This window comes from Ahrensia sp. 13_GOM-1096m, from assembly GCF_000620605.1.
Taxonomy (GTDB): domain Bacteria; phylum Pseudomonadota; class Alphaproteobacteria; order Rhizobiales; family Rhizobiaceae; genus Ahrensia; species Ahrensia kielensis.
This window is the reverse complement of the sequence record NZ_JIAX01000010.1, coordinates 46,746-71,849: the sequence shown is the minus strand read 5'-3', so window position 1 is coordinate 71,849 and position 25,104 is coordinate 46,746. Positions and strand designations below refer to the sequence as shown.

Below are 25,104 nucleotides of genomic sequence, written 5' to 3'. Positions count from 1 at the left end.
CGCTGCATCTTTGCTTAATTCCAAACGCCCAAAGCCGGTAATTTTATTGCCGGCTTTTGTATGTCGAGGCCTATTGTTTGCCCCATGAACTGTAGTTCAAAACCGACGGTACGGCCAAATGCAAAGCCGATATAGCCGCCCAAATTAATATAAGTATCGCTGTTGTTGCTCGTGCGCATAAACCAAGTGTCATCACCCAAATAATCTTTGCCAACAGCATTGGGTGGCAAGCTCGCATTCAGTTCCGGCACGTTTCTAAGAACATCTGCAACGAAGGTGTTTGAGTTCGGCCCGGGCCAAATTGTATAATCACCAGCGTTTGCATATCTGTAGGCGCTAATAGCATTTTCAACTTTTGGAATAAGGCGCTTGGCTTCTTCGCCCGTTACTTTGGCAATGATTGATGGTTTGTTCGAATACCAATATGCGTCAGCTGCATAATTGTTTTTGCGTATTGGACTGCCCCATCCGAGTTTGTCATAACGATCATAGCCATCTTGGTCTTCGCGCTTTATCACAATCCAGCTATGTACCGCGAACGCACCTTTAAATCCGCCAGTACGTGCTGCCATAATGTATATTGCGGCCTGATCTTTATCGCGCTGTTTTGATAGAAGACCCGAAGAGCCCCAGTCTGCACTGCGCCATGTTGCTGGTCTTTCAACACTCGTCCACCACGCCGCAGCCCCTATGGTTGGAAGCAAGAACGGCAGCAGGAATATAAAACTGTAACGAAAAACGAAACGCATCGGGCTTTCTTTATTGGATAATTGCGATAGGAATAGCGGCTAAATAAGGCTGAATTAACGCAACTGTGGAGCATCTTTTGAACCATCCAATTCTTGTCGAACTGATTAGAGGCGCTATCGTTGAAAGCGTTCACCGTGGCTCAATCGCTGTGGTTGATGCTGATGGAAGTACAGTATTATCCGTCGGTACTGTGGATAGACCTGTATATCCGCGCTCGGCAATGAAGATGATTCAAGCCTTGCCGCTCGTCGAAAGCGGGGCAGCTGATGCTTATGGTTTTGGCAATGTTGAGCTGTCACTTGCGTGCGCGTCCCATTCATCTGAACCAGAACATGCGCAAACAGCTGGCAGAATGCTGGCCGCAGCGGGTTTAAGTGAACCAGATATGGAATGTGGCGCACATTGGCCTTTAATCGGTGCTGCTGCTGAAAAAGCCAAAATCGATATGGCCCGTGCTGGCGAAAATCCATCGCAGCTTCATAATAACTGTTCAGGAAAACATGCCGGCTTTTTGTGCTGTGCTAAACATAGCGGCATGCAAACAAAAGATTATTTGAATAACGACCATGAATTACAACGCAACATTGTTGCAACGATGGAAGATGTGACAGGTGAGGCGATACCGGGCGATCAGTGCGGTGTTGATGGTTGTTCTGCGCCAACACTTGCCGCCAGCTTAAAGGGCTTGGCGCAAGGGTTTGCAAAGCTTGGAACTGGCACAGGGCTAGAACCCATCCGTGCTAAAAGTGCTAATCGTTTAATGCAAGCCTGTATGGCCGAGCCTTGGTATATGGCTGGCACGAACCGCTTTTGCACCCGTGTTATGGAAATAGGTAAAGGGCGTATCTTTGCTAAAGTTGGCGCGGAGGGCGTTTATACAGGCGCTATTCCAGAGCTTGGGCTTGGTATTGCGCTGAAAGCGGATGACGGAGCAGAACGTGCAGCTGAGATGATGCTTGCAGGTGTGCTAAATAAGCTACTTGGCAAAGACACTGATCTGGGCGAGGCAATAACGGCGCTGACAACAAGACCAATTAATAATTGGAACGGCATCAATACCGGTGAAATGCGCTCGGTTGGCGTGTAAACAATGCTTCAACCAATGATATTGGCTTCTAGCGTAATGTGATTGGGCGCTTGATCTGGCTTTAGCCCAATATCTATTGTGCTAATTTTATCCCATTCATGCGTGCGGATATTACCTTCGCGCGCATTGATCTGATTGCCTTTTATGCTGACTGGACCTGCGCCTTTCGCTGCGGAAATGCCAATACCAATTTTGGCGTTTTTGATCGTGTTGCCAATCACATCAACATTGCGCAAATATGGTCCCCAACCAAGATTGATACCGTAACCAGCTGTATTCTCGATTGTGTTTTGGGCCACCAATGCGTCCGCCTCGGCGCTAATACCTTGACCGAAGTAGGGGGCTTGCGGCTTGTATGGGCCAATGGCGTTCATGTCTTTTACTATATTGCCAGTAATGATAGCGCCGCCGCCGCCCACATTGGCATTGGTTGCAGAAATGCCGCTTGCAGCGCCAATGACAATATTGTCCTTTATTTCTGCGTCACGAAAACCGAATTCGGCAAAAATTGCCATTTCACCAGATCGTAAACATGTGTTGTTGTTCATTTTGAAATTACGCGCGGTGTTGGCGCGCATGGCTGAAAAGGCGCAATCTTCAATCGTATTGTCGGTGATTTCGACATCATCTGTCTTAAATATATTGATGCCGTTGCCCCATTGACCCGTGCCGCCACGCACAGCAGAAATGCGGCGCACAATGTTATTGCGCACGCGCGAACCATCATAGCCTTGCTCATAACGATGAATGATGATGCCGCCATCAGCACAATCTTCAACCGTGTTATGGCTGATATTCAAGGCTTTGCTTTCAATCGCATAAAGCCCAAAACGTCCACTATCAGAGATGTTGCATTGTGTGATGGAGCCACTGCATCGCTCTAAGCGCAAAGCATCATATCTGGCACGCCTAATCGTAATGCCTTTGAGTTCAACTCTTGATACTTGGCGAAGGTCAATAAGCGCAGAGTTGCTGTCTTCGCCTCCCAAATGAACGCCATCGATCAAAATGTTCTCAAGCAGCGCCGTTGATCCGCCACGAGAGTTAAGCAGAGGGTTCCTTGTGGTATTGACGAGCGTTACGTGATCACCATCGCCGACTAGATCAACAAAATCAGGAAGCTGCACGCCAGAAATGGCATAAGTTCCGTTGGGAAGATAAACTTTAACGCGCTGTTTGGCAGCACGATCAATCATTTTTTGAAATGCGCGTGTTTGGTCTTCACGCCTGTTTGGCAATACGCCGTACTCACGTGCATCGCGTGCCAATGCGGGACGCGCAAAGCTCAATGCGGCCGCATATGTGCCAGCTTGGATCAAAAATTGGCGTCTATCGATGAAATTCTTCTTCATGCATATATCAATGCAAGATGAATACCAAAAAATCTAAGCGGCAAAAAAATCCCGGCGCAAAGCCGGGATCATATTCATAGTAAAATTGAGAAAGATCAGATGAACTGACCAAGACCTGGAATAGCAGCGATAACGTTGTCTACTGTTTCTTCGCCTGCATTTTCTTTGGCAAAAGAAATCGTTTCTTTTGCAACGCCCTGAATTTCGCCCATGCCAAGGCCCATGCCCATAAGCTGAGAGCCAAGGCCCATCACACCTGGCATTACACCGGAAAGAAATCCGCCGCTGTCAGCATTGGCAATTGCTTCTTGAGAACCAGGAACAGCAGCAAGCATTTGTCCAACTTCATCTGCAGGACCTTCTTTTTGAAGGAAAGCGAGGATAGCGCCGACTGCTTTTGTCGCTTTGTCTGCATCAATTCCTACATTGTCTGCGATACGTGCGATTAGTTGTTCCATGATTATCTCCGGTTAAATTTTGACGTTTACGTCATATGTTCATAATTTGCCGTGAATGCAAGACACTAACTGAATAGTTTATCTTGAGGCAAAATCTTTACTTGGCCATTGTTTGCAACGTCAGGGCTGATTATAGCCAAAGGACAAAGATTTTAACGGAAGCGATCAGATGACCGAACCGACAAACAGCATTTTCCTAGGCACCAGCCGAAAGCCTGATGATAGTATTCAACAAAAAGAATTTATGTCTTTGGCTTATGCGAACCGGCATGGCTTGATTACAGGCGCAACGGGTACAGGAAAAACGGTTACCTTGCAGATATTGGCAGAAGGCTTTTCAAATGCCGGCGTTCCTGTCTTTTGCGCCGATGTGAAGGGCGACCTTTCCGGTGTGGCTGCGATGGGCAGTGCTGTTGGCAAAGAATTCTTGACCGAGCGCGCAGAAAAAATTGGTTTTGAAGATTATGTGTTCCAAGAGTTTCCAGTGCTCTTTTGGGATTTATTTGGCAAAAAAGGTCATCCGATCCGCGCAACGATCTTGGAAATGGGACCATTGCTGCTTTCACGCATGATGGACCTGACCGATGCCCAAGAAGGCATTATCAATATTGCCTTCAAACTTGCCGACGAGGAGGGGCTTTTGCTTCTCGATATGAAGGATCTGCGCTCGTTACTGCTTCATATGGCAGAGCACGCATCAGAGCTTTCAGGCGAGTACGGTTCGGTAAACAAGCAGTCCATTGGTGCCATTCAGCGTAAACTGCTTGTTCTTGAGCAGCAGCACGCGGAGTTGTTCTTTGGTGAGCCAGCTCTAAAAATATCTGACATTATGCGCACAACACCTGATGGGCGCGGCGCAATTAGTGTTTTGGCGGCAGATCAATTGATGATGAACCCGCGCCTTTATGGTGTGTTCTTGCTCTGGTTGCTGTCGGAATTGTTCGAAGAACTACCTGAAATTGGTGACCCAGATAAACCGCGCCTCGTGTTTTTCTTTGATGAAGCACATTTGTTGTTTTCCGAAGCACCAGACATTCTGATCGAGCGTGTTGAGCAGGTCGTGCGCCTGATCCGTTCAAAGGGAGTAAGCGTCTTCTTTGTTACGCAAAACCCGCTTGATGTGCCTGACCGTGTTCTATCGCAGCTTGGTAATCGCATTCAGCATGCGCTGCGTGCCTACACACCGCGCGAGCAAAAGGCCGTAAAAACAGCCGCAGATACTTTCAGACCCAATCCTGATTTTGATTGTTTCGAGACAATTACACAATTGGGTGTGGGCGAGGCACTGGTCTCTACGCTGCAAGCTAAGGGTGTCCCCGGCATGGTGCAACGGACGCTCATTCGCCCGCCATCATCGCGGCTTGGCCCGCTAAACGATACTGAACGCGCTGAATATGTTAAACAAAGCCCTATTTTTGGCCAGTATGATGAGACATTAGACCGTGAAAGCGCGTTTGAAAAACTCGCTGCGCGCGCCAAAAAAGAGGCGGAACTTGAAGAGGAAGAGCGCCGCCGTGAAGAAGAAGATGATGATCGCGACAGCAGCGCACGTTCTAAATGGCGCCTGCCTGGATTTGGCGACGACGACGATGATGACGATGATCGTGATTATGACCGTGACCGCCGCCGCAAAACCAAAACCAAACGTAAAACATCGTCTCGTTCACGTTCTAAATACGGTAATCGTCAAACACCAACTGAAGCCGCAGTGAAGTCAATTGTGCGAAGCGTATCATCATCGCTGGGAAGAGCTTTGGTGCGCGGTATATTGGGCTCAATCAAACGTGGTCTGTGAGCGATAAGCATGAACCAAAAAAAGCGCCTTAAAAGGCGCTTTTTATTTTAAACATTCGGCAAAGATCAGCGGACGAGAACCTCAGCGCCAGTATTTGCACGGCTGTGTAGATCAAGCGCATCCTGATTCATAAGGCGCACGCAGCCTGAAGAAACAGACTTGCCGATTGAGTTCCACTCTGGAGATCCGTGCAGGCGGTACAATGTGTCTACATTGCCCTGATAAAGGTAAAGTGCACGTGCACCCAATGGGTTAAATGGGCCGCCATCCATACCACCTTCATATATGCCGGTCTCACGATTATATGTTGTGCGGTATTTTTCCAGCTTAGGTTGGCGTTCAATCATCTCTTCAGGTGGATGCCATTTAGGCCATGCTGCTTTACGCTTTACTACCGCGCGTCCAGACCATTCAAATCCTGCACGACCAAGGCCAACGCCGTAACGTACAGCTTTGCCGCCTGGTAGTACTAAGAAAAGGTGGTGCGACCTTGTATCAACAATGATTGTCCCTGGCTTTTCACCCGTTGGGTCATTCACGACTTGGCGCAAATAGCGCTCATTGATTTTCTGATAAGGAACAGCGGGGATGGAAAAGCCACCATCGGACTTTGCCGCATACATTTCTTCAAAAGGAGGAAATTCTGGTGCTTTTGTAAATGGTAGTGGGTTTTTTATGCGTGGCAGTGTTGCGGCATCTTCTTTCGCGCCGCCGCCGACTGTCGAACATGCGCCGGTTAGAACGAGAGGTGCTAAAGCACCGAATTTAAGAATACTGCGTCGGTTTAGTTTTTGCATAACACACCCTGATTCGATTGGTGCGTTTTGAGTACGAAAAGCTCAGTCCGCTGGAAAGACCAATTGTGAGAAGGAACTGCCCAAGACATACGAAGTTAGGCAGCTGTGTTGCTTTAGCAACGCTGCGATGACGCATCTGGAAGAGGGATTATAAAAATATGCAGAAAGATTATAGCTCTTCGAGTGTGGAAAGCACTTTGTTCGGGGCATAAGATTTGTATTCGTCAGGCTGTTCTGTGCGGTTAATCCACACTGTTTTGAACCCGAATTTCGTTGCTCCAGCTATATCCCAGCGATTTGATGACTGAAACGACACTTTTTTTGCCTTCATGTCCCAGCTGTCGGTGACCATTCGGTACACATCCGGCGCGGTTTTGAACTTTTTGACGGCATCAACAGAAAAAACATCATCGATTAAATGCCCAAGATCAGATGATTCGATTGCAGCGTTCAGCATTTCAGGTGAGCCATTGGATAAAATGCCGATACGTGCGCCATTCTTGCGCAATCGCTTGAGCACTTTGGGCACTTCTGGATAGCAATCGAGCGTCCAATAGGCCTCCAATAGGATTTCGCGTAAATGCCCGTTTTTATCGCCGAGATCGTTGGCCGCCAGCGCATAATCCAATGATTCTTCTGTGAGCTTCCAAAAGTCGCTGTAAGAGCCCATTAGGCTGCGTACCCAAGAATATTCGAGCTGCTTTTGACGCCAAACTTGGCTCATGCGGGCGCCTGCTGGCCCTAATGCATCAGCATGTTTGCGTACAGCTGAATGGACGTCAAATAAGGTGCCATAGGCATCAAACACGTAGGCGTCAGAACTCATGAGCGTAATCTTCTCTAGCAAACGACGGTAATAATTTTCAAATACCAATACCCTGCATTGGGGTTTGCGTCAAAACTGATGGCTTGGGAGGTTTTTTATAGGTATTGGATTTGTCACAAGAGGATTGACCTCTCGGCAAAAATAATCGAAGCCTGCCGTTAAAAGGAGACAATCTATGATGGTTGATACGACGGCGCAAAGCCAGACTTGGACTTATTTGGATGGAGATTGGCACGAAGGTAATGTGCCGATTATGGGCGCACGCACACACGCAGTATGGCTCGGCTCTACTGTGTTTGATGGAGCGCGCTGGTTTGAAGGCGTCGCGCCTGACCTTGATCTACATTGCGCACGCGTTAACCGGTCTGCAATTGCACTTGGCCTTAAGCCAACAATGGAAGCAGATGAAATCATTGCGCTGGCCAAAGATGGTTTGAAAAAGTTTGACGGAAAGACGGCTGTTTATATCCGTCCGATGTACTGGGCAGAGCATGGCGGATATATGTCTGTTCCTGCCGATCCAGAATCGACACGCTTTGCACTTTGCATGTTTGAATCTCCGATGATTGAACCAAAAGGTTTTTCTGTTTCTTTGTCGCCTTTCAGACGTCCAACTATGGAGTGTATGCCAACTGATGCCAAAGCTGGTTGCCTGTACCCGAATAACGGGCGGGCGATTATGGAGGCTAAAAAGCGCGGATTTGATAATTGCCTGACACGCGACATGCTCGGCAATATTTGTGAAACCGGAACATCAAACATTTTCCTTGTCAAAGACGGACAGGTAATGACGCCAGCCGGTAACGGTTCGTTTTTGACAGGCATTACGCGCCACCGTGTTATGGACTTATTGCTGGGCTATGGTTTTAAGACCAAAGAGCAAACAATCACGATGCAAGACGTGATGGAAGCGGACGAGATTTTCTCAACAGGGAACCATTCAAAGGTTGTACCTATTATCAAGGTAGAAGACCGAGAAATACAGGCAGGACCAGTTGGGCAAAAAGCCCGTGAACTTTATTGGGAATGGGCGCATAGCTAACTCAATTAATTTCATTCAAACAGCTCCGGCCCGTTGTCGGATCAGTGTAGAACAACTATGTAATTTGTGAACAGATGCGCAGTGTCGTGTCAGATCGCTTTAACTATGAAGAGGACAGAAAAATGGCCTTCAAACTTCCAGAACTTCCATACGCATATGATGCACTCGCACCTTATATGTCAGCAGAAACACTAGAGTTTCACCATGACAAGCACCACAATGCTTATGTGACAAAAGGCAATGAACTTGCAGAAGCTGCAGGCATGGCTGATCTATCTTTGGAAGAGATCGTAAAAAAGTCTTATGGCTCAAACGCACCACTCTTCAATAATGCTGGCCAGCATTATAACCACGTCCATTTTTGGAATTGGATGAAGAAAGATGGCGGCGGTAACAAGCTGCCTGGTAAATTGCAGGCTTCTATCGATAGCGATCTAGGTGGTTTTGATAAATTCCGTTCCGATTTCGTTGCCGCTGGTGTTGGCCAATTCGGTTCAGGTTGGGCTTGGGTTGTTGTTAAAGACGGCAAGCTTGAAATCACAAAAACACCAAACGGAGAAAATCCTTTGGTACATGGTGCGATGCCAATTTTGGGTGTCGATGTTTGGGAACATTCTTATTACATTGATTACCGCAACGCGCGTCCAAAATATCTCGAAGCATTCGTTGATAATATGATCAACTGGGAATATGTCGAGAAAATGTATGAAGAAGCTACAAAGTAATTCATCTCTATAAATATTTTAAAACCCGGCTTTCAAGTCGGGTTTTTGTTAGGTATACTTGATCAAGTTTCTGTGACTTGACGTGAACGCATTTAATAGCCGTAATACTTTACAGATATGCAATATCAGGAGAGATGCTATGCCTTCAAAGAAAATATTTCTATCACTTTCAGCCGTATTGGTCGCAGCTAGTGTCGCTTATGCGCAAGATCCTATTTCAGATCGCCAAAAAGCCATGAAGATGGTTGGCGGTGCTGCGAAAAGCGCATCCGAGATGATTAAAGGTGAAAAACCGTTTGACGCAGCCGCCGCACTTGCTGCTTTTCAGACAATGAACGATGTTTCCAAAGATTTCGTGAGCTATTTTCCAGAAGGTTCTGAAACTGGCGGCGATACAACGGTTAGTCCTAAAATTTGGGAAGACCGAGCGGGTTTTGAAGCAGCTGTTGCAAAATTTGAAACAGACACAGCCGAGGCTATTGCTGCAGCACCAGCTGATTTAGATGCATTTAAAACGACATTTGGCAAAGTGGCCGCAAACTGCGGTGTTTGCCATAAAGCGTACCGCATTTCTAAAAAATAACTCTGGAGTTTCGTTTGAAACGTCTCCTTATTGCTCTCGTTGTTACCGGCCTCATCGGAGGCGCTGTCTTTTGGTTATTGACTGCGCCTCAAAGGCTTGATGAGAGCTTGTTTGCTGCGATTGATGGCCATGAGCCCGACTTGGGCAATGGCGAAACGCTTTTTTGGGCAGGGGGCTGCGCCTCCTGTCATGCCGCGCCCAAAGCGTCGGGAGATGCTAAGAAAGTTCTTTCAGGCGGATTGGTTTTGGCAACAGAATTTGGCGACTTTGCCGTGCCAAATATATCGCCAAGCCGTGAGCATGGACTAGGTAGCTGGTCTTTTGAAGACTTTTCGAACGCGATGAAAAAGGGCGTTTCACCTGAGGGCAGACACTATTATCCAGCATTTCCCTATGCGTCTTACGCTCACATGACGATTGAAGATTTATCTGATCTGTTCGCATTTTTAAAACAGCTCCCATCATCTGAAGAAGCTGACAAACCCTCCGATATTGCTTTTCCTTTCAATGTGCGGCGCGGATTGGGGTTTTGGAAATTGCTCTATTTGAACGATATGCCCGTCATAAGCGATGCAGCGATTGGCGATGACGAACAGCTTTTGCGTGGACGTTATTTGGTGGAGGGGCCTGGCCATTGCGGTGAGTGCCATACGCCGCGTTCGCTGGCTGGCGGTATGAAACGCAGCAACTGGTTGCAAGGAGCGCCGTCGCCAGAAGGTGAGGGCCGAATCCCAGGTATTACGAATGGACCGGATGATTTAGAAAGCTGGTCTGAGAGCGATATCGCATATTTGCTTGAAACAGGGTTCACACCGGATTTTGATTCCGTCGGCAACTCCATGGCAGATGTTGCTGCTAATTATGCGTTCGTGCCTGCCAGTGATCGCGAAGCCATTGCGGCTTATTTGAAGATTATCCAGCCATAAGCACCCGTCTATTTCATTTTCTATACAGCGTGTTCACACCCGTCATGCTTGCAGTTCGCACGGCATGGAGTAAGGAAACTCCACACTGCATTTGGATAATGATTTATGGCACTGACAAATACAAAAGAGCGCTACGGTAAAGTAGCACAAATTTTCCACTGGCTTACGGCACTCTTGATTTTGGGGCTTTTGATTGCCGGTACGATCATGACATATTTGCCTGATGGAACCGCCGACCAAATCGCGCGAAAAGTTTTCATGTATTCTATGCATAAAACGATCGGCGTGATTGTACTGCTTGTCGCGATTTTACGTATTGTCTGGGCATTCGCTAACCCGCGGCCTAACCCGCTTCATCCTGAACGGAAATTAGAAACTTTTGCAGCTGAGACCGCGCATTGGGTTTTATATATCGCCATTGTTGCGATGCCTGTGACAGGCCTTCTCTATCATGCATCCAGTACAGGTTTTGCACCGATTTGGTGGCCGTTTGGGCAAGAACTACCTTTCGTGCCTCAAAGTGAGAACCTGTCGAAAATCTTTGCGTCGATGCACTGGATTTTAGCGCTTGGTATAACATTGACTTTGATTGCGCATATTGGCGGTGCGTTGAAGCATTTGGTCATCGATAAAGATGTCACGATTGATCGCATGGTGCCGAGTAAATTAAGTGAAGACTTTAAACTTGCCTATTCTGATGCAAAACATCTGCCAAAAGGCTTGGCAGCTGTTGCGGCAATCATTGTTGTTGGTTTTAGCCTTGGCGCTATTGGCTTAAACGTAAGCGCTAAAAATAAGGCCGCTGATAGTGCGAGCCAAGGGCAGGTCATTAATACGCCCGCTGATGTGAAGGGTGATGCAGTTTGGAAAGTCATTGCTGCTGAAAGCACTTTGAAAATCAGCATCAAACAGCTTGGTTCACCTGTTGAAGGCGAATTTAAAAATTGGGATGCGGTAATAAATTTTGATCCAGATAATTTGGAGACATCGTTTGTTGATGCACGCATTGCTGTTGGCAGTCTTCAGCTAGGCAGTGTTTCTGATCAGGCAAAAAGTGCTGACTTTTTGAATGCGGATGAATATGCAGAAGCACGTTTTACATCCGATGATTTTCAAAGCACTGGTGAAAATAACTATGAGGCACAAGGCACGTTAGAGATTGCTGGTGTAGCTAAACCGTTCACATTGAACTTCGAACTTTTCCTTGAGGGCAATCGTGCGAAAATGCAGACCCGCACTGAGCTGAACCGCATGGATTATGAGGTTGGCGCTCAGAAATATGCAAATGAGGATTCAGTCGGTTTTCCCGTTGAGATTATGATTGATCTTGTCGCAGAAAAACAATGATCGGGCTTTTAGCTTAATCAACAACCGATTTGAGACATAAAAAAACCGCGCAAGCCATACAGGTTTGCGCGGTTTTATTACGATAAATGTGCTTATTCAGCAGGCATAGCTTCCACTGAAATTTTGATGTCGATTTCGTCAGAGATGAATGGAGCGAAGTTGCCCATATCGAACTCAGAGCGAACGATTTTTGCTGTCGCATCAAAACCAGCCCAAGGCTTCTTCATCATTGGGTGTTCTTTTGAACCGTTAAAGGTTGTCTCAAGTACAACCGGCTTTGTCACACTGTTGAGTGTGAGATCACCCGTGATATTGGCAGTGTTATCACCTGTTACTTCAACTGCTGTCGATTTAAATGTGATAAGCGGCGCTGCGTCCTTGTCGAAAAAGTCAGCAGTCAAGAAATGCTTGTCGCGGTCAGGCCAGCCTGTGATGAGTGATTCTGTTGGAATTTCAACAGACACAGATGATGCTTCAGGATTTTCTGGGTCGAACGAAATGTCACCGGTAAAGCCGGAAAACATGCCAGTTGTTGTCGAAAAACCAAGGTGATCATATGAAAATACAATCTGGCTGTGGCTTGAATCGAGTGTCCATTCTGCTGCTTGTGCAGTTGTAATACTTGCGGCAGCTGTAGCAACAGCAAGTGCTGCTGCAATTTTGGCAAAACGTTTCATATAGTTCGTTCCTAAACATGATTAATTGACGGGAAGTATTGCAATCGCGCATATACGCTGATGGTCTAATCTATATTTCACCAGCGCTTCTGCAAATGCTTTTGCGTTGACTTACTGTTCACTATTTCGTGTCAATTAGCCTTGATTGTTTACCCCTATCGCTGTTTTGACTGCAAAAGCGTAAGAATAGGCAACTTCTTCAAGTCTTGAAAAACGACCAGACGCGCCGCCATGACCTGCGCCCATATTGGTTTTAAGCAAGACAGGATTGTTCGATGTTGTATGATCACGCAAACGCGCAACCCATTTTGTCGGCTCCCAATAGGTAACCCGTGGATCAGTTAGGCCGGAGATTGCGAGAATGGGCGGGTAAGGCCGTGCACCAACATTGTCATAAGGTGAATAGCTGGCAATATTCTCATAATCCTCTTTATTGGTGACAGGGTTGCCCCATTCTGGCCACTCAGGCGGGGTTAGCGGCAATGTGTCGTCGAGCATCGTGTTCAAAACATCAACAAATGGAACTTCTGCGATAATGCTTCCAAAGGCTTCCGGTGCCATATTGGCCACGGCACCCATCAACATGCCACCAGCGGAACCGCCATGGGCAACGATTTTTTCAGCCGCTGTGTATTTGTGTTCTGCTAGATATTTGGCAACGGCGATGAAGTCCTTAAACGTATTCATTTTTGCTTGGCGTTTGCCATCTTCATACCAAGCAAAGCCCTTGTCTTTTCCGCCGCGAATATGGGCAATGGCATAAACAAAACCGCGATCAACCAGTGAAAGACAAGTGGTGCTGAATGAAGCTGGCATCGACATGCCGTAGGAACCATAACCATAGAGCAAGCAAGGCGCAGTGCCATCCAGTTTCGTGTCGGCGCGCATGACGAGCGACACAGGCACCAATGCTCCATCATGTGATGGCACCATCAAGCGCTCGGTTTTATAGTCGTCACTGTTGTGGCCAGATGGCACTTCTTGAGTTTTGAGCAGTGTGCGCTCACGCGTGACCATATTGTAATCAAAGACCTGGCTTGGTGTAGACATGGACGAATATGAAAAGCGGATAATATCTGTGTCATATTCATATGAGCCGGACATGCCTAAAGAATAGGCCTCTTCATCAAATGCAATGCGATGAACGTCGCCAGATTTGCGATCCATAATCGCAATGCGGGGCAGACCTTCATCGCGCTCTAACCATACAATGTGATCTTTGTAGGCATCAACTGAAAGGATAAGACGGCCCGGTGTGTGTGCAACAAGCTCGCGCCAATTTTCTTTTTGTGGGGCGTCGACAGGCGCGGTCATGATTTTAAAATCTTTCGCGTCGTCAGCATTGGTCAATATGAGCCAGACATCGCCGCCTTCTTCTAAGGAGTACTCAACGCCAACTTGACGCGGCGCAACGATAACCGGCGTAGCGGCTGGGTCGTTTGCAGGTAAAAGGCGGATTTCCGAGGTTTCGTGATCATGAATATCAATGATGATATAATCATCAAGCCGCGTGCCACCTACGCCCATGAAGAAACCTGAATCCTGCTCTTCATAGATCAAAATATCGTCGCTCTGAGCGGTTCCTATTTTGTGATAGAAAACTTTGCTCGGGCGGTGGTTCTCATCCATTTTCGCATAGAAAATGCCTTCGCGCTTTGCATCCCAAACGCCGCCGCCTGCTGTATCTTCTAACTGGTCGTCGATATCTTTAAGTGTATTCAAATCTCGAACACGAAGCGTGAAATATTCTGAACCCTTGTCATCATAGCCCCAGATCATATGGCTATGATCGTTCGAGTGGTCAGCGCTAGCAAGGCGGAAATAGTCTTTGCCTTCAGCCTCTTTATCGCCGTCTAAAATGATGGAACGCTCGCCGTTAATGTCGCTGCCTTCAATACGGTAAAACCGCGGTTGCTGGCCGCCCGTTACAAAAGATGATCCGTAGAAAAAGTTGCCATGTGGGGCAGGGACACTTTCATCATCTTCTTTGATGCGGCCCTTCATTTCGGCAAATAATTGCTTCTGCAATGCGTCCGTATCGCTCATCAATGATTTTGCGTATTCGTTTTCTGCATCCAAATGGCTGCGTATTGCTGGGTCGAGAACAGAAGTGTCTTTGAAAACGGCTTGCCAGTTATCTGCCCTTAGCCATGCATATTCATCGATCCGTTCAATGCCGTGGCGCGTATCTTTGCTCTCACGTTTTTCGGCAATAGGTGGTGTAAGATCAGTGCTAAAGGCTAAAGCTGTCATTTGGTATCCGGATATTAAAGGTTGCAGAATTAGTCATTCTCGTCTGGCGTAAAGTTCATGGCAACGCCATTCATACAATAACGAAGGCCTGTTGGTTGAGGGCCGTCTTTAAAGACATGTCCCAAATGGCCATCGCAATTAGCGCAGCGCACTTCGATGCGAGTCATAAAAAACGAGCGATCCTTATGCTCGGTAATGGCATCCGCGCTATAGGGTTGAAAGAAGCTTGGCCAACCGGTGCCACTTTCAAATTTTGCATTTGTCTTAAAGAGCAAATTGTCACATGCCGCACAAATGAATGTACCGTCTCGGTGCTCATCATTGAGGGTGGAGCTTCCCGCACGTTCTGTGCCGTGCTTGCGTAAGACGTGAAATTGCTCAGGCGTTAAAAGCTCGCGCCATTCTTCTTCACTCTTGTGAACCTTAGGATCTGAATTAATTGTCATTTCCATTCTCCTCATTACGTGCTCAAATAGGCAATGCTTTGATCTGCGGCAAGCTTAGTCACAAAAACATGATCGCAGAATTGCAGAAATGTCTGTAAAAAAAACTTTTCCTGCTCGCGGCACCTTGCTCAACATAATCTCGCCTTTTAAAAACACGACAAGCCGAAATTAAATACGACCGCACGTAAACAGGACAGAAGCGACCTTATGCAACTTACGTTCTATGCTCTTTTTGCGCCGTTTATCGCAGCTTTGTTCGCGCCGATGCTCGTTCGAATGTTCAACCACAATGCAGGTTGGATTCTCGCAGCGGTGCCGGCGCTGTTGTTCTTTCATTATACGGGGTTTTTGCCTGAAATTGCAGACGGTGGACGCGTTACCGGCGGCGTTGAATGGATACCTTCGTTCAATGTCAATTTTTCTTGGTTTATCGACGGTTTATCGCTCACATTCGCGCTTTTGATAACAGGTATAGGCACGCTCATTATTCTCTATGCAGCTGGTTATATGAAGGGCCATCCGCAGCAGGGGCGCTTTCTTTCATTTATGCTCATGTTTATGGGCGCAATGCAGGGCTTGGTGCTTTCAGATAGTTTTCTGATGTTTTTCGTGTTCTGGGAATTAACGTCCATAACGTCATTCCTGCTTATCGGTTTCAACCACGATAAAGAGCGATCACGCCGCGCTGCGATGCAGGCGCTGGTGGTAACTGGCCTCGGCGGCTTGTCTCTCTTGGCTGGATTGATTGTCATTTGGAACATCACAGGTGTTTCTGAAATTTCACTTCTATTAGGCACGGGCGATGCGCTGCGCGAAAGCCCTTATTATCTCGCCGCATTCTTGTTGATTTTGGGCGGTGCGTTTACTAAATCTGCGCAGTTCCCGCTTCATTTCTGGCTACCAAATGCGATGGAAGCGCCAACACCAGTGTCTGCCTATCTTCATTCGGCAACGATGGTAAAAGCTGGCGTTTTCCTGCTTATGCGGATGAACCCAGTGATGGGAGACACTGTTTTATGGGAAACAGTTCTGCCATTGTTTGGCGGCGTGACGCTGCTTGTTGGAACCTGGTTGGCGGTGCGCCAAACTGACCTAAAACTGATGCTTGCTTATACCACGGTTGCCTCGCTTGGCTTGCTTGTGATGTTGACCGGATTTGGCACTGACAAAGCAATCGAAGGTGCTGTTTTATATCTGATCGCCCACTCATTGTTCAAAGGTTGCCTCTTTATGGTGGCGGGTAATGTCGACCATGAAGCTGGTACGCGCGATGTGACAAAGCTTGGCGGCTTGATGGCAGCAATGCCAATAACATTTGGCGCAGCTCTCCTTGCTGCTTTATCTATGGGCGGACTGCCGCCATTTGTTGGCTTTCTTGCAAAAGAAGAAATTTACTACGGTATTGCTGCTGCAGACGGGTGGTCGATGTTCATTACAGCGATCGCAATTGTCGGCAACGCTTTGATGCTCGTCATCGGTTTTGCTGTCGCGCTAAAACCGTTTCTGGGTCCTAAAGTTGAAACGCCTAAAGCTGCCCATGAAGCACCACTGTTGATGTTTGCTGGCCCTGTTGTCCTTGCCGTATTAGGCTTGATCGGCGGCTTGTTGTCGGGCGCGTTTCATAAATTCTTCTCTAGCCCAATGGCCTCTGCCGTTGCAGGTACACCGCTTAAAATTGAGATAAGTGTTGTGCCGCATCTTGGTTTGGCACTCACCTTATCATTGGTAACCGTTGCGCTCGGTGTCGCTATGTATTGGGCAATGGCTTGGCTTCGAGCCCGTATGGCAAATCTTCTTGAGGCCATTGGCTGGGGGCCAGATATTGGCTTTGACCAGTTCATGCAAAGTTTGGTCAAAGGCGCAGCAGCTTTAACGCGCAAAATACAGACAGGCTCAATGGAGACTTATGTCACCATCGTGTTTGTTGCTTTACTCGCAAGCCTGTTTGGCGGGCTTTATAAAGCTGATGAATGGCCGCAAATCCCAGAGTTTCCACGACTGTTTGTCTATGAATGGGCTGTGATACTCATTTGCGTGATCGGTCTGTTCTCCGTCATTATCGCGAAAAACCGCCTGACTGCGATCGTGTCGCTGGGTATTCAAGGCTTCGGTGTGGCTTTGCTCTTTATGCTGATGGGCGCGCCAGATTTGGCCTTCACGCAATTCATGGTGGAGACATTATCTGTTGTCATTCTTGCTCTGGTTATGACGCGGCTACGCCTACTGCCGCAGGACCATCGATCAAACTATCAAATTGTACAGGATGGCTTGATTTCTCTGGGTGTTGCTACAGCGCTGACGCTCATTTTGCTTGGCGTGGTTCAAACAGAATTTGACCCTACTTTAACCGAATTCTTCAATGCTTATTCTTACACAATCGCCCACGGCAAAAATATCGTGAATGTCATACTCGTTGACTTCCGCGGGGTGGATACGTTCGGAGAAATTGCTGTTGTCATGGTGTCGGGTTTGGCCATTCTTGCGCTTATTCGAATTATGCCAAGGAAAACGAACCCTGATCTACCAAGGTCGGAAAATACGGAGGAGATTATCTGATGCGTACGCTCATTTTCCGCACCGTTGCTCCTTACTTCACAAGCTTGATGCTTATTTATTCGGTGTTCGTTCTACTGCGTGGTCATAACGAACCAGGCGGCGGGTTCATTGGCGGCTTGATCGCAGCGTCAGCATTGGCAATTTATGGTATTGCTTGCGGTGTTTCGCCGGTGCGTCGTGCAATCCGGTTCCATCCCATGGCGATTGCTGGGTTTGGTCTTTTTATGGCAGCGATTGCAGGCATTATCTCGCTTTTTGTCAATGTGCCGTTTTTGACCGGACTTTGGATTTATCCTGAAATTTTTGGTGTTGAGTTGAAGCTGTCGACAACACTTGTCTTCGATATTGGCGTGTACCTTGTCGTGCTTGGGTCAATTACCTCTACAGCACTAGCCTTGGAAGAAAGGGAGCGTGACTAATGGAAGTTGCGATTGTTATTCTGACGGGCGTGTTTTTTCTCGTATCGATCTACCTGATACTCTCACGCCATATTATTCGTGTGTTGTTAGGGGTGGCCATGCTTGGCAATGGTGTGAATTTGACCATTTTCACAGCGGGACGAATTACACGGGAAATCCCACCGATTATTGGCAATAATGCAAGTGTTCCACTTGAGGGTATTGCCAATCCATTGCCGCAGGCACTCGTACTGACGGCTATCGTAATTGCCTTTTCATTCTTTGCTTTTTTGCTCGTGCTGGTTTTTCGCACCTATCAAGAGCTTGGCACTGATGACACGGCAGAAATGCGTGATGCTGAACCAAAAGGCGAAGCATCGCCTCCGCTTGGCTATTAGGAAGAACATGTAATGGCTTCTGCGAATAATACTGATGTAAATCTTGAAAATGCTATGCTGCTCACCGAACCGGCTCTGGCCGATTGGCTGGTTGCGGCTCCGCTGATCTTGGGCTTTTTGTTTGGTGCGCTGTGTTTAATGCAGCGCAAAAACGTGATCGTGCAAACGCGTATCGCACTTTTCGGCCTGTTATTGATGCTGATTGCAGATATCGGGCTTTTTATAAATGTTTGGCAAAACGGCACTGTCGTGATGACGATGGGGCGTTGGTTGCCACCATTTGGCATAACCTTTGCGGCAGATATGCTCGGCGCCACATTTGCACTTGTGGCCGGTATTGTTGGATTAGCCGGCGGTATTTACGCGCTAAGCGACGTTGATAGCACATCACGGCGTTATGGTTTCTATCCATTCTTGCTGCTGATGTTGGCAGGCGTGACAACAGCGTTTTTAACCGGCGATATTTTCAATCTTTACGTCTGGTTTGAAGTGTTGCTTATCTCATCCTTCGGCTTGCTCGTTTTGGGTTCTGAACGCAGACAATTGGATGGTGCGATCAAATACGCGTTCTTGAATTTGATCGCGACGACACTGTTCCTAATCGGCGTGGCCTATATGTATGGCGTGTTTGGAACGTTGAACATGGCTGACATCGCGCGCAAAGCGCCTGCATTGCAGGATACTGGGCCGCATTTTACAATCGCAATTATGTTTCTCTTTGCGTTCGGCATGAAAGCGGCAGCTTTCCCGCTTAATGCTTGGCTGCCTGCTTCATACCATACGCCGCGCATTGCCGTATCAGCTGTCTTTGCTGGCTTGCTGACGAAGGTTGGTGTCTATGCATTGCTACGCATATTCTTGACCTTGTTTCCTGCTGACCGCGATGAGCTTGGCGGTGTCATTGCTATCATTGCAGCGCTCACAATGTTGATAGGTGCATTAGGCGCGATAGCTCAAACAGATATTCGCCGTGTTCTTGGTTATCTGGTTATTTCAGGCATTGGCCTGATGTTGGCTGGCTTGGGACTTGGTAGCGAAATTGGCATTTCTGGCTCTGTGTTTTATGCTGCCCATTCGATGATTGTTATGACAGCGCTTTATTTGTTGGCAGGCATTATTGGGCGCTTAATGGGAACATTTGATCTCAATAAAGCGGGTGGCCTTTATCAAGCCTCGCCTTGGCTTGGCGGGCTTTGCCTTATTCTTGCTTTCTCTGTTTCTGGACTGCCACCGTTTTCAGGCCTTTGGCCTAAAGTTCTTCTCGTAAAAGGTTCCATTGATGTTGGTGCATGGTGGCTTGCTGCTGCGATTATTGTGTCAGGCTTTTTGACAACTATAGCGGTGGTTCGCATGTTCTTGTTTGCCTTCTGGCGCAGTCGCCCTGAAGGATTGGTCGAAATAGGGCCAATCTCGCGCGAAGGCCGGATTAAGCTTTACGCAGCTTTGGGGTTAACGGCATTGACTGTCATTGCTGGCGTTTATCCAGAGCCATTTATACAAGTGAGCGATCGGGTAGCATTTGAGCTAACGCATCCTCAAACTTACATCGATGCGGTGTTTGGCGAGAAACAAGGAGGAAACGGGCTATGAACCTCTATGTTGTAAACCTATTGCTCGCAATAGCTTGGATGACGCTGACTGATTCATTCGGCTTAGGGAATATGATCTTCGGCTTTGTGCTTTCTGCTGTTGCATTGTCGCTCATTCGCGAACAGGTAGGCTCTGTCGGGTATTTTTCAAAGCTGGGGCGCATTATGTCGCTGCTTATGCTGTTTCTCTATGAGTTGGTGATGTCGGCTGTACGTGTCGCCATTTTGGTGGTTAAGCCAAACATGAACTTAAAGCCTGGCATCTTTGCCTATAAGCTGCAGGTTGACCGCGATCATGAAATCACTCTGCTTGCAAACCTCATTACGCTGACACCGGGAACATTGTCAGTTGATGTATCGGAAGATAGATCAACGCTTTATATCCACGCACTTGATTGCTCAGACATAGATCAAATTCGCAAAGATATAGCGGAAGGTTTCGAGCGCAAAATATTGGAGGCGTTTCGATAATGTCATCCGAATTTCTAAATTTCTCTGTTCAGTTTGCCCTCATATTACTGAGCGCAGCCTTTCTACTCACCGTGTTCAAAGTGATAATGGGGCCAACTTTGCCCGATCGCATTTTGGCGCTCGACATGCTGGTTGCAGCAGCAATTGGTTTCATTGCCGTTATCGGTCTTAAAACCGGTTACACTTTATATGTGGATATCGCTATTGCGCTTGGCCTCGTCGGCTTCTTGGCAACTGTTGCATTCGCACGCTTTATCTTGGCGCGCGGGCAAACAGAAGAGGGGCGCGAAAGACAGCGCAATGAAGACAACCAAAAGCACGAAAAAAGCGCAGCAGTGCAGGGAGTTTCAGAAGGTAAGGCCGAAGCCGAGGTAACAACACCTAAGAAAAAGCCCGCAGCCAAGAAAACTCCTGCACAAAGAACGACAAAAACCACCAAAGCACGATCACGAAAAGCACCAGCCAAACCGGAGACAAAATCATGATTGATGGCTTGTCGGACATAATTGCGGGCGTAATGATTATCACAGGTTCAATTTTTGCTTTTCTAGCAGCCGTTGGCTTATGGCGTTTGCCTGATATTTACACGCGCATGCATGCTGCTTCAAAGGCTGGAACGCTTGGGTCTGGATTGCTGCTCTTGGCATTAGCCGCGCATGTGGGGGACACTTCAACCTTTACACGCGCTCTTGCTGGCGTTGTGTTTTTCTTGCTAACCGCACCGATTTCCGCGCATCTATTGGCTAAAGCATCCTATGCAGTTGGCTATAGGCTAACAGACATATCGGTTATAGATGAATTGAAAGACTGACCTGTTTTGAATTTCAGGTCTCAGTTTCAATAAGTTTTTTTATTTTTACCGCTTTTTCAAAGTGATCTAGTTGGTGGGTTGAAATCCACCACTGCGCCGCTTCCATTAATAGTTCGGGATTGTCGTTCTTATTGGCAAAAAATGCATAGAAGGAGAGGCCAACTTGGTCTCCTTTTTGTGCAATTTTCAAATCGCAAACAGTAATTATTTTTTGTTTTAGTGATGCGCGCATAATATCCTCAAAAGCCTCTTATACATTTGCATGCTGACTAAAGCTGTCAGTAGGTTCGTTTTTATACACAAACGAAAATTATCGAAAATTACCAAAAGCTAAAATACTGAACCTCTGCTATAAGAGAAATCAAGTATGCTGCATGTGTATAAATTTTTTATGTATGCATATGCATTGAATAAATTTATTGTTCATACTATTATTTTAGATACTAACTTAACTTAAGGCGATTCACTCTTTAAATATCATTACGCGTGCAGGTTAGTTTTTGTTTTTTACAAAAACACTCGCCACAATAACAATAATAGGTGGTTCATGGATTCGAACGAAAAAAATACTGAATTTAACGAATATCTCGCAGAGTTAACGGCTCAAGTAGTATCGGCATATGTTGGCAATAACAACATCACGGCCGATGAACTACCTAGCCTGATTAGCAATGTTCACGGAGCACTTAACAGTACTGTTGGAAACGTCCAAGCCGGTGAAGTTGAGAAACCTAAGCCTGCTGTGAACCCGAAAAAATCTGTTCTTGATGATTGCATTACATGTCTTGAGGACGGAATGCAGTTTAAATCGCTCAAACGCCATCTCATGAGCCATCACGGGCTAACGCCGCAAGACTATCGTGAAAAGTGGGATTTGCCTTCTGATTATCCGATGGTTGCACCATCTTATGCAGAGCGTAGATCAAAGCTTGCTCAGGAGATGGGGCTGGGGCGTAAAAGCAAATAAACAAGTCATATCATTATAGTTTTGCACGTAACAAATGCTTTGCTGATGCTAAAGCAAGGTGTTTATTTAGGTCGTAACGATAATGTCGTGACAGGCCACGATTGCGCTCTAAATTGAGCTTTATTTCGATTGTTTTAATCCAGTCGCGGATTTGATGCGGCAGGGCCGTATCGAGCTGCTTGGGCGAGATATCAAAAAGCAGTTTGAGCATGAAAAATGAGCTGCGCTCGTGAATGTTAAAGATCATGGACAGTTCTCTTTTAGAGTTTGTGGCGATCTAAAATCTATTCAATGTTTTTGATGGTTGGATAAGTTCGCCGCTTCCAAGTGAATTTTCTTTGATTTTATAAAGAAAATTAGCATCTCTAAATAAATGGGAATAAATGCCTATAAAATAGAGGTGGGAATGATGTAGGAATATAGTCCTCAATACGGAGGACTGAATGCGCAAGACCAAAGCAATAAAACGCAATAATTATCTGAATGATTTTCTACCATCAGCAGCATCTAAACAGCGCGTTGAAGATCAGATTTACACACCTTTGTGCGATTGTGCTGCCACAGCAAGCGCAGATTTGCATATGGAGATTTGTGACGGTTTGATTGATATAATGGCCGCGCTTTTCAATGTTTCAGGGCGGCAATTGCGTTCACCGCAGCGTGACAGAAAAGACATTGCCCGTGTGAGGCAAATCGGCATGTATATTGCGCGTGTCACACTTTGCCTGAATATTCGCCTGATCGCCGACGGGTTTGCGCGTGACAAAAGCACGGTTACCCATGCTTGCCACCTTATTGAGGACCTTCGCGATGATGAGGAATTTGATCTAATCATTACACGTGTGGAAGCGGTTGTTGGTGCAGCTTTCAAGCACGTTTTATCAGCAAAGGTTGGTGATAATGATTACAAATAAGCAATCACTCGATCATAGACGCAGTTTACGTTTGCTCATGATGCTAGCCAAGCATCAGGCGATATTAGAGCCAAGTGCTGATGGCGCATATTATTTCTTGTATTTTGAAGGCGTGCGGCGTGTAAAATGCGATAAAACCATTCTGACTAACTGGATCGCCAATGAGTTGGTTTCGGTGGCGCTTACCGCAGATGTCCAAAAAATATCTATTACTGAGCTTGGGCGTAAACATGTCATTCGTAATGATGAGAATGATTATGCAGCACAGCATAGAGTAATTGAGACAGACCATATTACAGTGGGCGACTGTATCCAATCTGTAAAACGCAATATAAAAGAATCGCCGCTTTCTGGTCTCTATAGAGCTTATGGCGCGGGAAAAAAGGCTTGGCTTAGTTCGGCAGAGTTTGATGCTGGAGAGCGCCTTCGTGTCGATTTTGAATATGCACAATTGGGCCCCAAGATAACGGCTTCATGGGATCCAACAGCGCATCTAAATGGTGGAAAAGGTGGTCGCAGGCCGTCTCAAACATTTTCAGATCGAGCAATAGGTGCACGCACACGCATGCAGCGTGCAATTGATGCTGTTGGCCCTGAATTATCTGGCGTCCTGGTTGATGTGTGTTGTTTCTTAAAAGGAATGGAAGATATAGAAAGAGAGAGGCAATGGCCGCGGAGATCAGCAAAACTTATGCTCAAAACGGCGCTGTCTATGTTGGCACGCCACTATAATCCGCCCCAAGTGAGCACGCGAACTTCAAAGCCGCGTCACTGGGGACAGGAAGATTACCGTCCAGAAATGTAATGTATTAAACGAGCGCAGCTTCAGCGTCTGACTTCATGCGCTCGATCATTGCACGCAAACCATTTGAACGTTGCGGCGACAGGTGGCTATCAAGCCCTAAATTTTTCATCAAGCCTTCAGCATCAAAATCTACGATATCTTTTGCTTGGCGATCAGACAAAGCGGCGATCATAATCGCGACGAGGCCGCGTACGATGTGAGCATCAGAGGCGCCATCAAAATGAATGATTTTTTTGTCTTCATCCGTGCAGGATGTCGCGAGCCAAACTTGGCTAACACAGCCATTTACTTTGTTTTCTGCTGTCCGCTGCGCTTCATCAAGTTCCGGCATGGCTTTGCCAAGTTCGATGACATAACGGTACTTATCTTCCCAATCGTCGAGAAATTCAAAATCGTCTATAATTGTTTTGATGTCGTTGGCCATATTGCCCCGCTATTGACTTTAACAGCGTTTACATAGGCCCGGTAATGCAATGCAGCAACCCACGCATTAAAGTATTCTATTCACGCCTATTGAACACTGCCGGTAATCGTTATGTCGGCTTCACTTTGGCGCTTGTCACGGTGGTTTTCGACCATGCCAGCAACAATTTGCGCTCCGTGTTTTGCACGCTCCAAAGTGGCTATAACAATTTTCTGACCAGTTTCGCAAACATAAGGGTCGCGGCTACAGATTGATCTCACATCGCTTGCAACACTGGCTGCTAATTGCAGTGCTTCAACAGAGTTAAGGGCTGTTTCTTTTTGCGCGGTTTGGCTTTGCTCATCTTTGATTGACGTTTCAACCGGTGAATCCGCAAAGCTTGGCAAAATTGCTAGAGCCAAGAATCCATAAAACATAAGCTTGAATATAAATCGCATCGTCTCATCCTGTTTGGCTTAAAAGCCGGTCCCGCAACAGTGATGACATAAGCATCTGAAATTTTATTCAGTTTTGGTGTCGCAAATTGAGCAAAATATAAATCAAATTTTAGCAATCAGTAATTTTCGCTTGTTTTTAGAGGCTTTGCATCTGTTAAGCGCCTGTTTACCACGTTTATAAAACCAAACGATTTTGAGAAAAATTTGGCATATTCGCGTTCGCTAGCTTGCAAATTTATGCATTCGTTAAAGCCTAATGGTCAAAATGGA

Annotated in this window: 29 protein-coding genes; 17 read left to right on the top strand and 12 right to left on the bottom strand. The window is 46.7% G+C overall.

Translation table 11 applies throughout. The annotated features are described in order from the left end of the window. Positions 1-14: 14 nt before the first annotated feature. Positions 15-749 (bottom strand): DUF3750 domain-containing protein, encoded by a 735-nt coding sequence (locus N530_RS0106565; RefSeq protein ID WP_026480049.1) that lies wholly within the window; start codon positions 747-749, stop codon positions 15-17. Between the two features lie 77 nt (positions 750-826). Here N530_RS0106565 and N530_RS0106560 point away from each other — a divergent pair, with 77 nt between their 5' ends. Beyond that, positions 827-1,837: an asparaginase gene (locus N530_RS0106560; RefSeq protein ID WP_026480048.1), complete on the top strand. Its 1,011-nt coding sequence runs from the start codon at positions 827-829 to the stop codon at positions 1,835-1,837. A gap of 8 nt (positions 1,838-1,845) precedes the next feature. On the opposite strand, the gene N530_RS17525 is transcribed toward N530_RS0106560, so the two are convergent. Continuing rightward, a complete protein-coding gene (locus N530_RS17525) occupies positions 1,846-3,189 on the bottom strand; it encodes a TIGR03808 family TAT-translocated repetitive protein (protein WP_051540797.1) in 1,344 nt (447 codons plus the stop codon). A gap of 95 nt (positions 3,190-3,284) precedes the next feature. Then, positions 3,285-3,647, bottom strand: coding sequence for a hypothetical protein (locus tag N530_RS0106550; RefSeq protein WP_026480047.1), 363 nt, complete (start codon positions 3,645-3,647; stop codon positions 3,285-3,287). 169 nt (positions 3,648-3,816) lie between these two features. Here N530_RS0106550 and N530_RS0106545 point away from each other — a divergent pair, with 169 nt between their 5' ends. Continuing rightward, positions 3,817-5,442, top strand: a complete 1,626-nt coding sequence (locus N530_RS0106545; protein WP_026480046.1) for a helicase HerA-like C-terminal domain-containing protein — start codon at positions 3,817-3,819, stop codon at positions 5,440-5,442. A 65-nt stretch (positions 5,443-5,507) separates the two neighbouring features. On the opposite strand, the gene N530_RS0106540 is transcribed toward N530_RS0106545, so the two are convergent. Continuing rightward, positions 5,508-6,239 (bottom strand): L,D-transpeptidase, encoded by a 732-nt coding sequence (locus N530_RS0106540; RefSeq protein ID WP_026480045.1) that lies wholly within the window; start codon positions 6,237-6,239, stop codon positions 5,508-5,510. A gap of 169 nt (positions 6,240-6,408) precedes the next feature. Then, the gene (locus tag N530_RS0106535) at positions 6,409-7,065 is read right to left on the bottom strand and encodes a haloacid dehalogenase type II (RefSeq protein ID WP_026480044.1); all 657 of its coding nucleotides are present in this window, start codon (positions 7,063-7,065) and stop codon (positions 6,409-6,411) included. Positions 7,066-7,240: 175 nt separating this feature from the next. On the opposite strand from N530_RS0106535, the gene N530_RS0106530 reads away from it, so the two are divergent. The 5 genes from N530_RS0106530 to N530_RS0106510 all read left to right on the top strand — a co-directional run bounded on the left by N530_RS0106530 (position 7,241) and on the right by N530_RS0106510 (position 11,688). Further along, on the top strand, positions 7,241-8,107 hold the full coding sequence (locus N530_RS0106530; protein ID WP_026480043.1) for a branched-chain amino acid aminotransferase: 867 nt from the start codon (positions 7,241-7,243) through the stop codon (positions 8,105-8,107). 122 nt (positions 8,108-8,229) lie between these two features. Continuing rightward, complete coding sequence (locus N530_RS0106525) at positions 8,230-8,832, top strand: superoxide dismutase (protein WP_026480042.1); 603 nt, start codon at positions 8,230-8,232, stop codon at positions 8,830-8,832. Between the two features lie 139 nt (positions 8,833-8,971). Continuing rightward, complete coding sequence (locus N530_RS0106520; RefSeq protein ID WP_026480041.1) at positions 8,972-9,415, top strand: cytochrome c; 444 nt, start codon at positions 8,972-8,974, stop codon at positions 9,413-9,415. A gap of 14 nt (positions 9,416-9,429) precedes the next feature. Next, positions 9,430-10,341 (top strand): cytochrome c, encoded by a 912-nt coding sequence (locus N530_RS0106515; protein WP_026480040.1) that lies wholly within the window; start codon positions 9,430-9,432, stop codon positions 10,339-10,341. Positions 10,342-10,446: 105 nt separating this feature from the next. After that, positions 10,447-11,688: a cytochrome b/b6 domain-containing protein gene (locus tag N530_RS0106510; protein ID WP_026480039.1), complete on the top strand. Its 1,242-nt coding sequence runs from the start codon at positions 10,447-10,449 to the stop codon at positions 11,686-11,688. Positions 11,689-11,780: 92 nt separating this feature from the next. Here the strand turns inward: N530_RS0106510 and N530_RS0106505 are convergent, their stop codons facing one another. The 3 genes from N530_RS0106505 to msrB form a co-directional block, all read right to left on the bottom strand. Continuing rightward, positions 11,781-12,365, bottom strand: coding sequence for a YceI family protein (locus N530_RS0106505; RefSeq protein WP_026480038.1), 585 nt, complete (start codon positions 12,363-12,365; stop codon positions 11,781-11,783). Positions 12,366-12,500: 135 nt separating this feature from the next. Continuing rightward, positions 12,501-14,618, bottom strand: a complete 2,118-nt coding sequence (locus tag N530_RS0106500; RefSeq protein ID WP_026480037.1) for a S9 family peptidase — start codon at positions 14,616-14,618, stop codon at positions 12,501-12,503. A 29-nt stretch (positions 14,619-14,647) separates the two neighbouring features. Beyond that, the gene (gene msrB, locus N530_RS0106495) at positions 14,648-15,064 is read right to left on the bottom strand and encodes a peptide-methionine (R)-S-oxide reductase MsrB (protein ID WP_026480036.1); all 417 of its coding nucleotides are present in this window, start codon (positions 15,062-15,064) and stop codon (positions 14,648-14,650) included. A gap of 207 nt (positions 15,065-15,271) precedes the next feature. On the opposite strand from msrB, the gene N530_RS0106490 reads away from it, so the two are divergent. The 7 genes from N530_RS0106490 to mnhG are packed head-to-tail and all read left to right on the top strand — an operon-like array spanning position 15,272 to position 21,287. Next, positions 15,272-17,620 carry a putative monovalent cation/H+ antiporter subunit A gene (locus tag N530_RS0106490; RefSeq protein ID WP_026480035.1) on the top strand — a complete coding sequence of 783 codons (2,349 nt, stop codon included), beginning with the start codon at positions 15,272-15,274 and terminating at the stop codon, positions 17,618-17,620. Then, entirely contained in the window at positions 17,620-18,039 is a 420-nt protein-coding gene (locus N530_RS0106485) for a Na+/H+ antiporter subunit B (RefSeq protein WP_018687327.1), read from the top strand. The genes N530_RS0106490 and N530_RS0106485 overlap by 1 nt, the downstream gene beginning before the upstream one ends. Beyond that, positions 18,039-18,416 (top strand): Na+/H+ antiporter subunit C, encoded by a 378-nt coding sequence (locus N530_RS0106480; RefSeq protein WP_026480034.1) that lies wholly within the window; start codon positions 18,039-18,041, stop codon positions 18,414-18,416. The genes N530_RS0106485 and N530_RS0106480 overlap by 1 nt, the downstream gene beginning before the upstream one ends. Before the next feature lie 12 nt (positions 18,417-18,428). Next, positions 18,429-20,006, top strand: coding sequence for a Na+/H+ antiporter subunit D (locus N530_RS0106475; RefSeq protein WP_026480033.1), 1,578 nt, complete (start codon positions 18,429-18,431; stop codon positions 20,004-20,006). Continuing rightward, complete coding sequence (locus N530_RS0106470; RefSeq protein ID WP_026480032.1) at positions 20,003-20,476, top strand: Na+/H+ antiporter subunit E; 474 nt, start codon at positions 20,003-20,005, stop codon at positions 20,474-20,476. Before N530_RS0106475 ends, N530_RS0106470 begins: the two co-directional genes overlap by 4 nt. Continuing rightward, on the top strand, positions 20,476-20,961 hold the full coding sequence (locus tag N530_RS19320; RefSeq protein ID WP_026480031.1) for a cation:proton antiporter: 486 nt from the start codon (positions 20,476-20,478) through the stop codon (positions 20,959-20,961). Before N530_RS0106470 ends, N530_RS19320 begins: the two co-directional genes overlap by 1 nt. Next, on the top strand, positions 20,958-21,287 hold the full coding sequence (mnhG, locus tag N530_RS0106460) for a monovalent cation/H(+) antiporter subunit G (protein ID WP_018687332.1): 330 nt from the start codon (positions 20,958-20,960) through the stop codon (positions 21,285-21,287). Before N530_RS19320 ends, mnhG begins: the two co-directional genes overlap by 4 nt. A 13-nt stretch (positions 21,288-21,300) precedes the next feature. Here the strand turns inward: mnhG and N530_RS0106455 are convergent, their stop codons facing one another. Then, the gene (locus tag N530_RS0106455) at positions 21,301-21,519 is read right to left on the bottom strand and encodes a DUF6500 family protein (protein ID WP_026480030.1); all 219 of its coding nucleotides are present in this window, start codon (positions 21,517-21,519) and stop codon (positions 21,301-21,303) included. A gap of 315 nt (positions 21,520-21,834) precedes the next feature. Between N530_RS0106455 and N530_RS0106450 the strand changes: the two genes are divergently transcribed. Further along, complete coding sequence (locus N530_RS0106450; protein WP_026480029.1) at positions 21,835-22,254, top strand: MucR family transcriptional regulator; 420 nt, start codon at positions 21,835-21,837, stop codon at positions 22,252-22,254. A gap of 13 nt (positions 22,255-22,267) precedes the next feature. Here N530_RS0106450 and N530_RS0106445 read toward each other — a convergent pair whose 3' ends face one another. Beyond that, a complete protein-coding gene (locus N530_RS0106445) occupies positions 22,268-22,501 on the bottom strand; it encodes a hypothetical protein (protein WP_026480028.1) in 234 nt (77 codons plus the stop codon). A 196-nt stretch (positions 22,502-22,697) separates the two neighbouring features. Here N530_RS0106445 and N530_RS17520 point away from each other — a divergent pair, with 196 nt between their 5' ends. Together N530_RS17520 and N530_RS0106435 are read left to right on the top strand one after the other, a co-directional pair. Then, a complete protein-coding gene (locus N530_RS17520; protein ID WP_202899034.1) occupies positions 22,698-23,168 on the top strand; it encodes a helix-turn-helix domain-containing protein in 471 nt (156 codons plus the stop codon). Beyond that, on the top strand, positions 23,155-23,973 hold the full coding sequence (locus tag N530_RS0106435; protein WP_081773906.1) for a DUF6456 domain-containing protein: 819 nt from the start codon (positions 23,155-23,157) through the stop codon (positions 23,971-23,973). Before N530_RS17520 ends, N530_RS0106435 begins: the two co-directional genes overlap by 14 nt. 4 nt (positions 23,974-23,977) lie before the next feature. Here N530_RS0106435 and N530_RS0106430 read toward each other — a convergent pair whose 3' ends face one another. Further along, positions 23,978-24,397 (bottom strand): SufE family protein, encoded by a 420-nt coding sequence (locus N530_RS0106430; RefSeq protein ID WP_026480025.1) that lies wholly within the window; start codon positions 24,395-24,397, stop codon positions 23,978-23,980. Between the two features lie 86 nt (positions 24,398-24,483). Continuing rightward, positions 24,484-24,834, bottom strand: a complete 351-nt coding sequence (locus tag N530_RS0106425) for a DUF5330 domain-containing protein (RefSeq protein ID WP_026480024.1) — start codon at positions 24,832-24,834, stop codon at positions 24,484-24,486. Positions 24,835-25,104 lie beyond the last annotated feature (270 nt).

Coding starts and splice junctions, on each gene's coding strand:
- N530_RS0106565 (WP_026480049.1), bottom strand. CDS start 749: ATGCGTTTCGTTTTTCGTTACAGTTTTATATTCCTGCTGCCGTTCTTG.
- N530_RS17525 (WP_051540797.1), bottom strand. CDS start 3,189: ATGAAGAAGAATTTCATCGATAGACGCCAATTTTTGATCCAAGCTGGC.
- N530_RS0106550 (WP_026480047.1), bottom strand. CDS start 3,647: ATGGAACAACTAATCGCACGTATCGCAGACAATGTAGGAATTGATGCA.
- N530_RS0106545 (WP_026480046.1), top strand. CDS start 3,817: ATGACCGAACCGACAAACAGCATTTTCCTAGGCACCAGCCGAAAGCCT.
- N530_RS0106540 (WP_026480045.1), bottom strand. CDS start 6,239: ATGCAAAAACTAAACCGACGCAGTATTCTTAAATTCGGTGCTTTAGCA.
- N530_RS0106535 (WP_026480044.1), bottom strand. CDS start 7,065: ATGAGTTCTGACGCCTACGTGTTTGATGCCTATGGCACCTTATTTGAC.
- N530_RS0106530 (WP_026480043.1), top strand. CDS start 7,241: ATGATGGTTGATACGACGGCGCAAAGCCAGACTTGGACTTATTTGGAT.
- N530_RS0106525 (WP_026480042.1), top strand. CDS start 8,230: ATGGCCTTCAAACTTCCAGAACTTCCATACGCATATGATGCACTCGCA.
- N530_RS0106520 (WP_026480041.1), top strand. CDS start 8,972: ATGCCTTCAAAGAAAATATTTCTATCACTTTCAGCCGTATTGGTCGCA.
- N530_RS0106510 (WP_026480039.1), top strand. CDS start 10,447: ATGGCACTGACAAATACAAAAGAGCGCTACGGTAAAGTAGCACAAATT.
- N530_RS0106505 (WP_026480038.1), bottom strand. CDS start 12,365: ATGAAACGTTTTGCCAAAATTGCAGCAGCACTTGCTGTTGCTACAGCT.
- N530_RS0106500 (WP_026480037.1), bottom strand. CDS start 14,618: ATGACAGCTTTAGCCTTTAGCACTGATCTTACACCACCTATTGCCGAA.
- msrB (WP_026480036.1), bottom strand. CDS start 15,064: ATGACAATTAATTCAGATCCTAAGGTTCACAAGAGTGAAGAAGAATGG.
- N530_RS0106490 (WP_026480035.1), top strand. CDS start 15,272: ATGCAACTTACGTTCTATGCTCTTTTTGCGCCGTTTATCGCAGCTTTG.
- N530_RS0106485 (WP_018687327.1), top strand. CDS start 17,620: ATGCGTACGCTCATTTTCCGCACCGTTGCTCCTTACTTCACAAGCTTG.
- N530_RS0106480 (WP_026480034.1), top strand. CDS start 18,039: ATGGAAGTTGCGATTGTTATTCTGACGGGCGTGTTTTTTCTCGTATCG.
- N530_RS0106475 (WP_026480033.1), top strand. CDS start 18,429: ATGGCTTCTGCGAATAATACTGATGTAAATCTTGAAAATGCTATGCTG.
- N530_RS0106470 (WP_026480032.1), top strand. CDS start 20,003: ATGAACCTCTATGTTGTAAACCTATTGCTCGCAATAGCTTGGATGACG.
- N530_RS19320 (WP_026480031.1), top strand. CDS start 20,476: ATGTCATCCGAATTTCTAAATTTCTCTGTTCAGTTTGCCCTCATATTA.
- mnhG (WP_018687332.1), top strand. CDS start 20,958: ATGATTGATGGCTTGTCGGACATAATTGCGGGCGTAATGATTATCACA.
- N530_RS0106455 (WP_026480030.1), bottom strand. CDS start 21,519: ATGCGCGCATCACTAAAACAAAAAATAATTACTGTTTGCGATTTGAAA.
- N530_RS0106450 (WP_026480029.1), top strand. CDS start 21,835: ATGGATTCGAACGAAAAAAATACTGAATTTAACGAATATCTCGCAGAG.
- N530_RS0106445 (WP_026480028.1), bottom strand. CDS start 22,501: ATGATCTTTAACATTCACGAGCGCAGCTCATTTTTCATGCTCAAACTG.
- N530_RS17520 (WP_202899034.1), top strand. CDS start 22,698: ATGCGCAAGACCAAAGCAATAAAACGCAATAATTATCTGAATGATTTT.
- N530_RS0106435 (WP_081773906.1), top strand. CDS start 23,155: ATGATTACAAATAAGCAATCACTCGATCATAGACGCAGTTTACGTTTG.
- N530_RS0106430 (WP_026480025.1), bottom strand. CDS start 24,397: ATGGCCAACGACATCAAAACAATTATAGACGATTTTGAATTTCTCGAC.
- N530_RS0106425 (WP_026480024.1), bottom strand. CDS start 24,834: ATGCGATTTATATTCAAGCTTATGTTTTATGGATTCTTGGCTCTAGCA.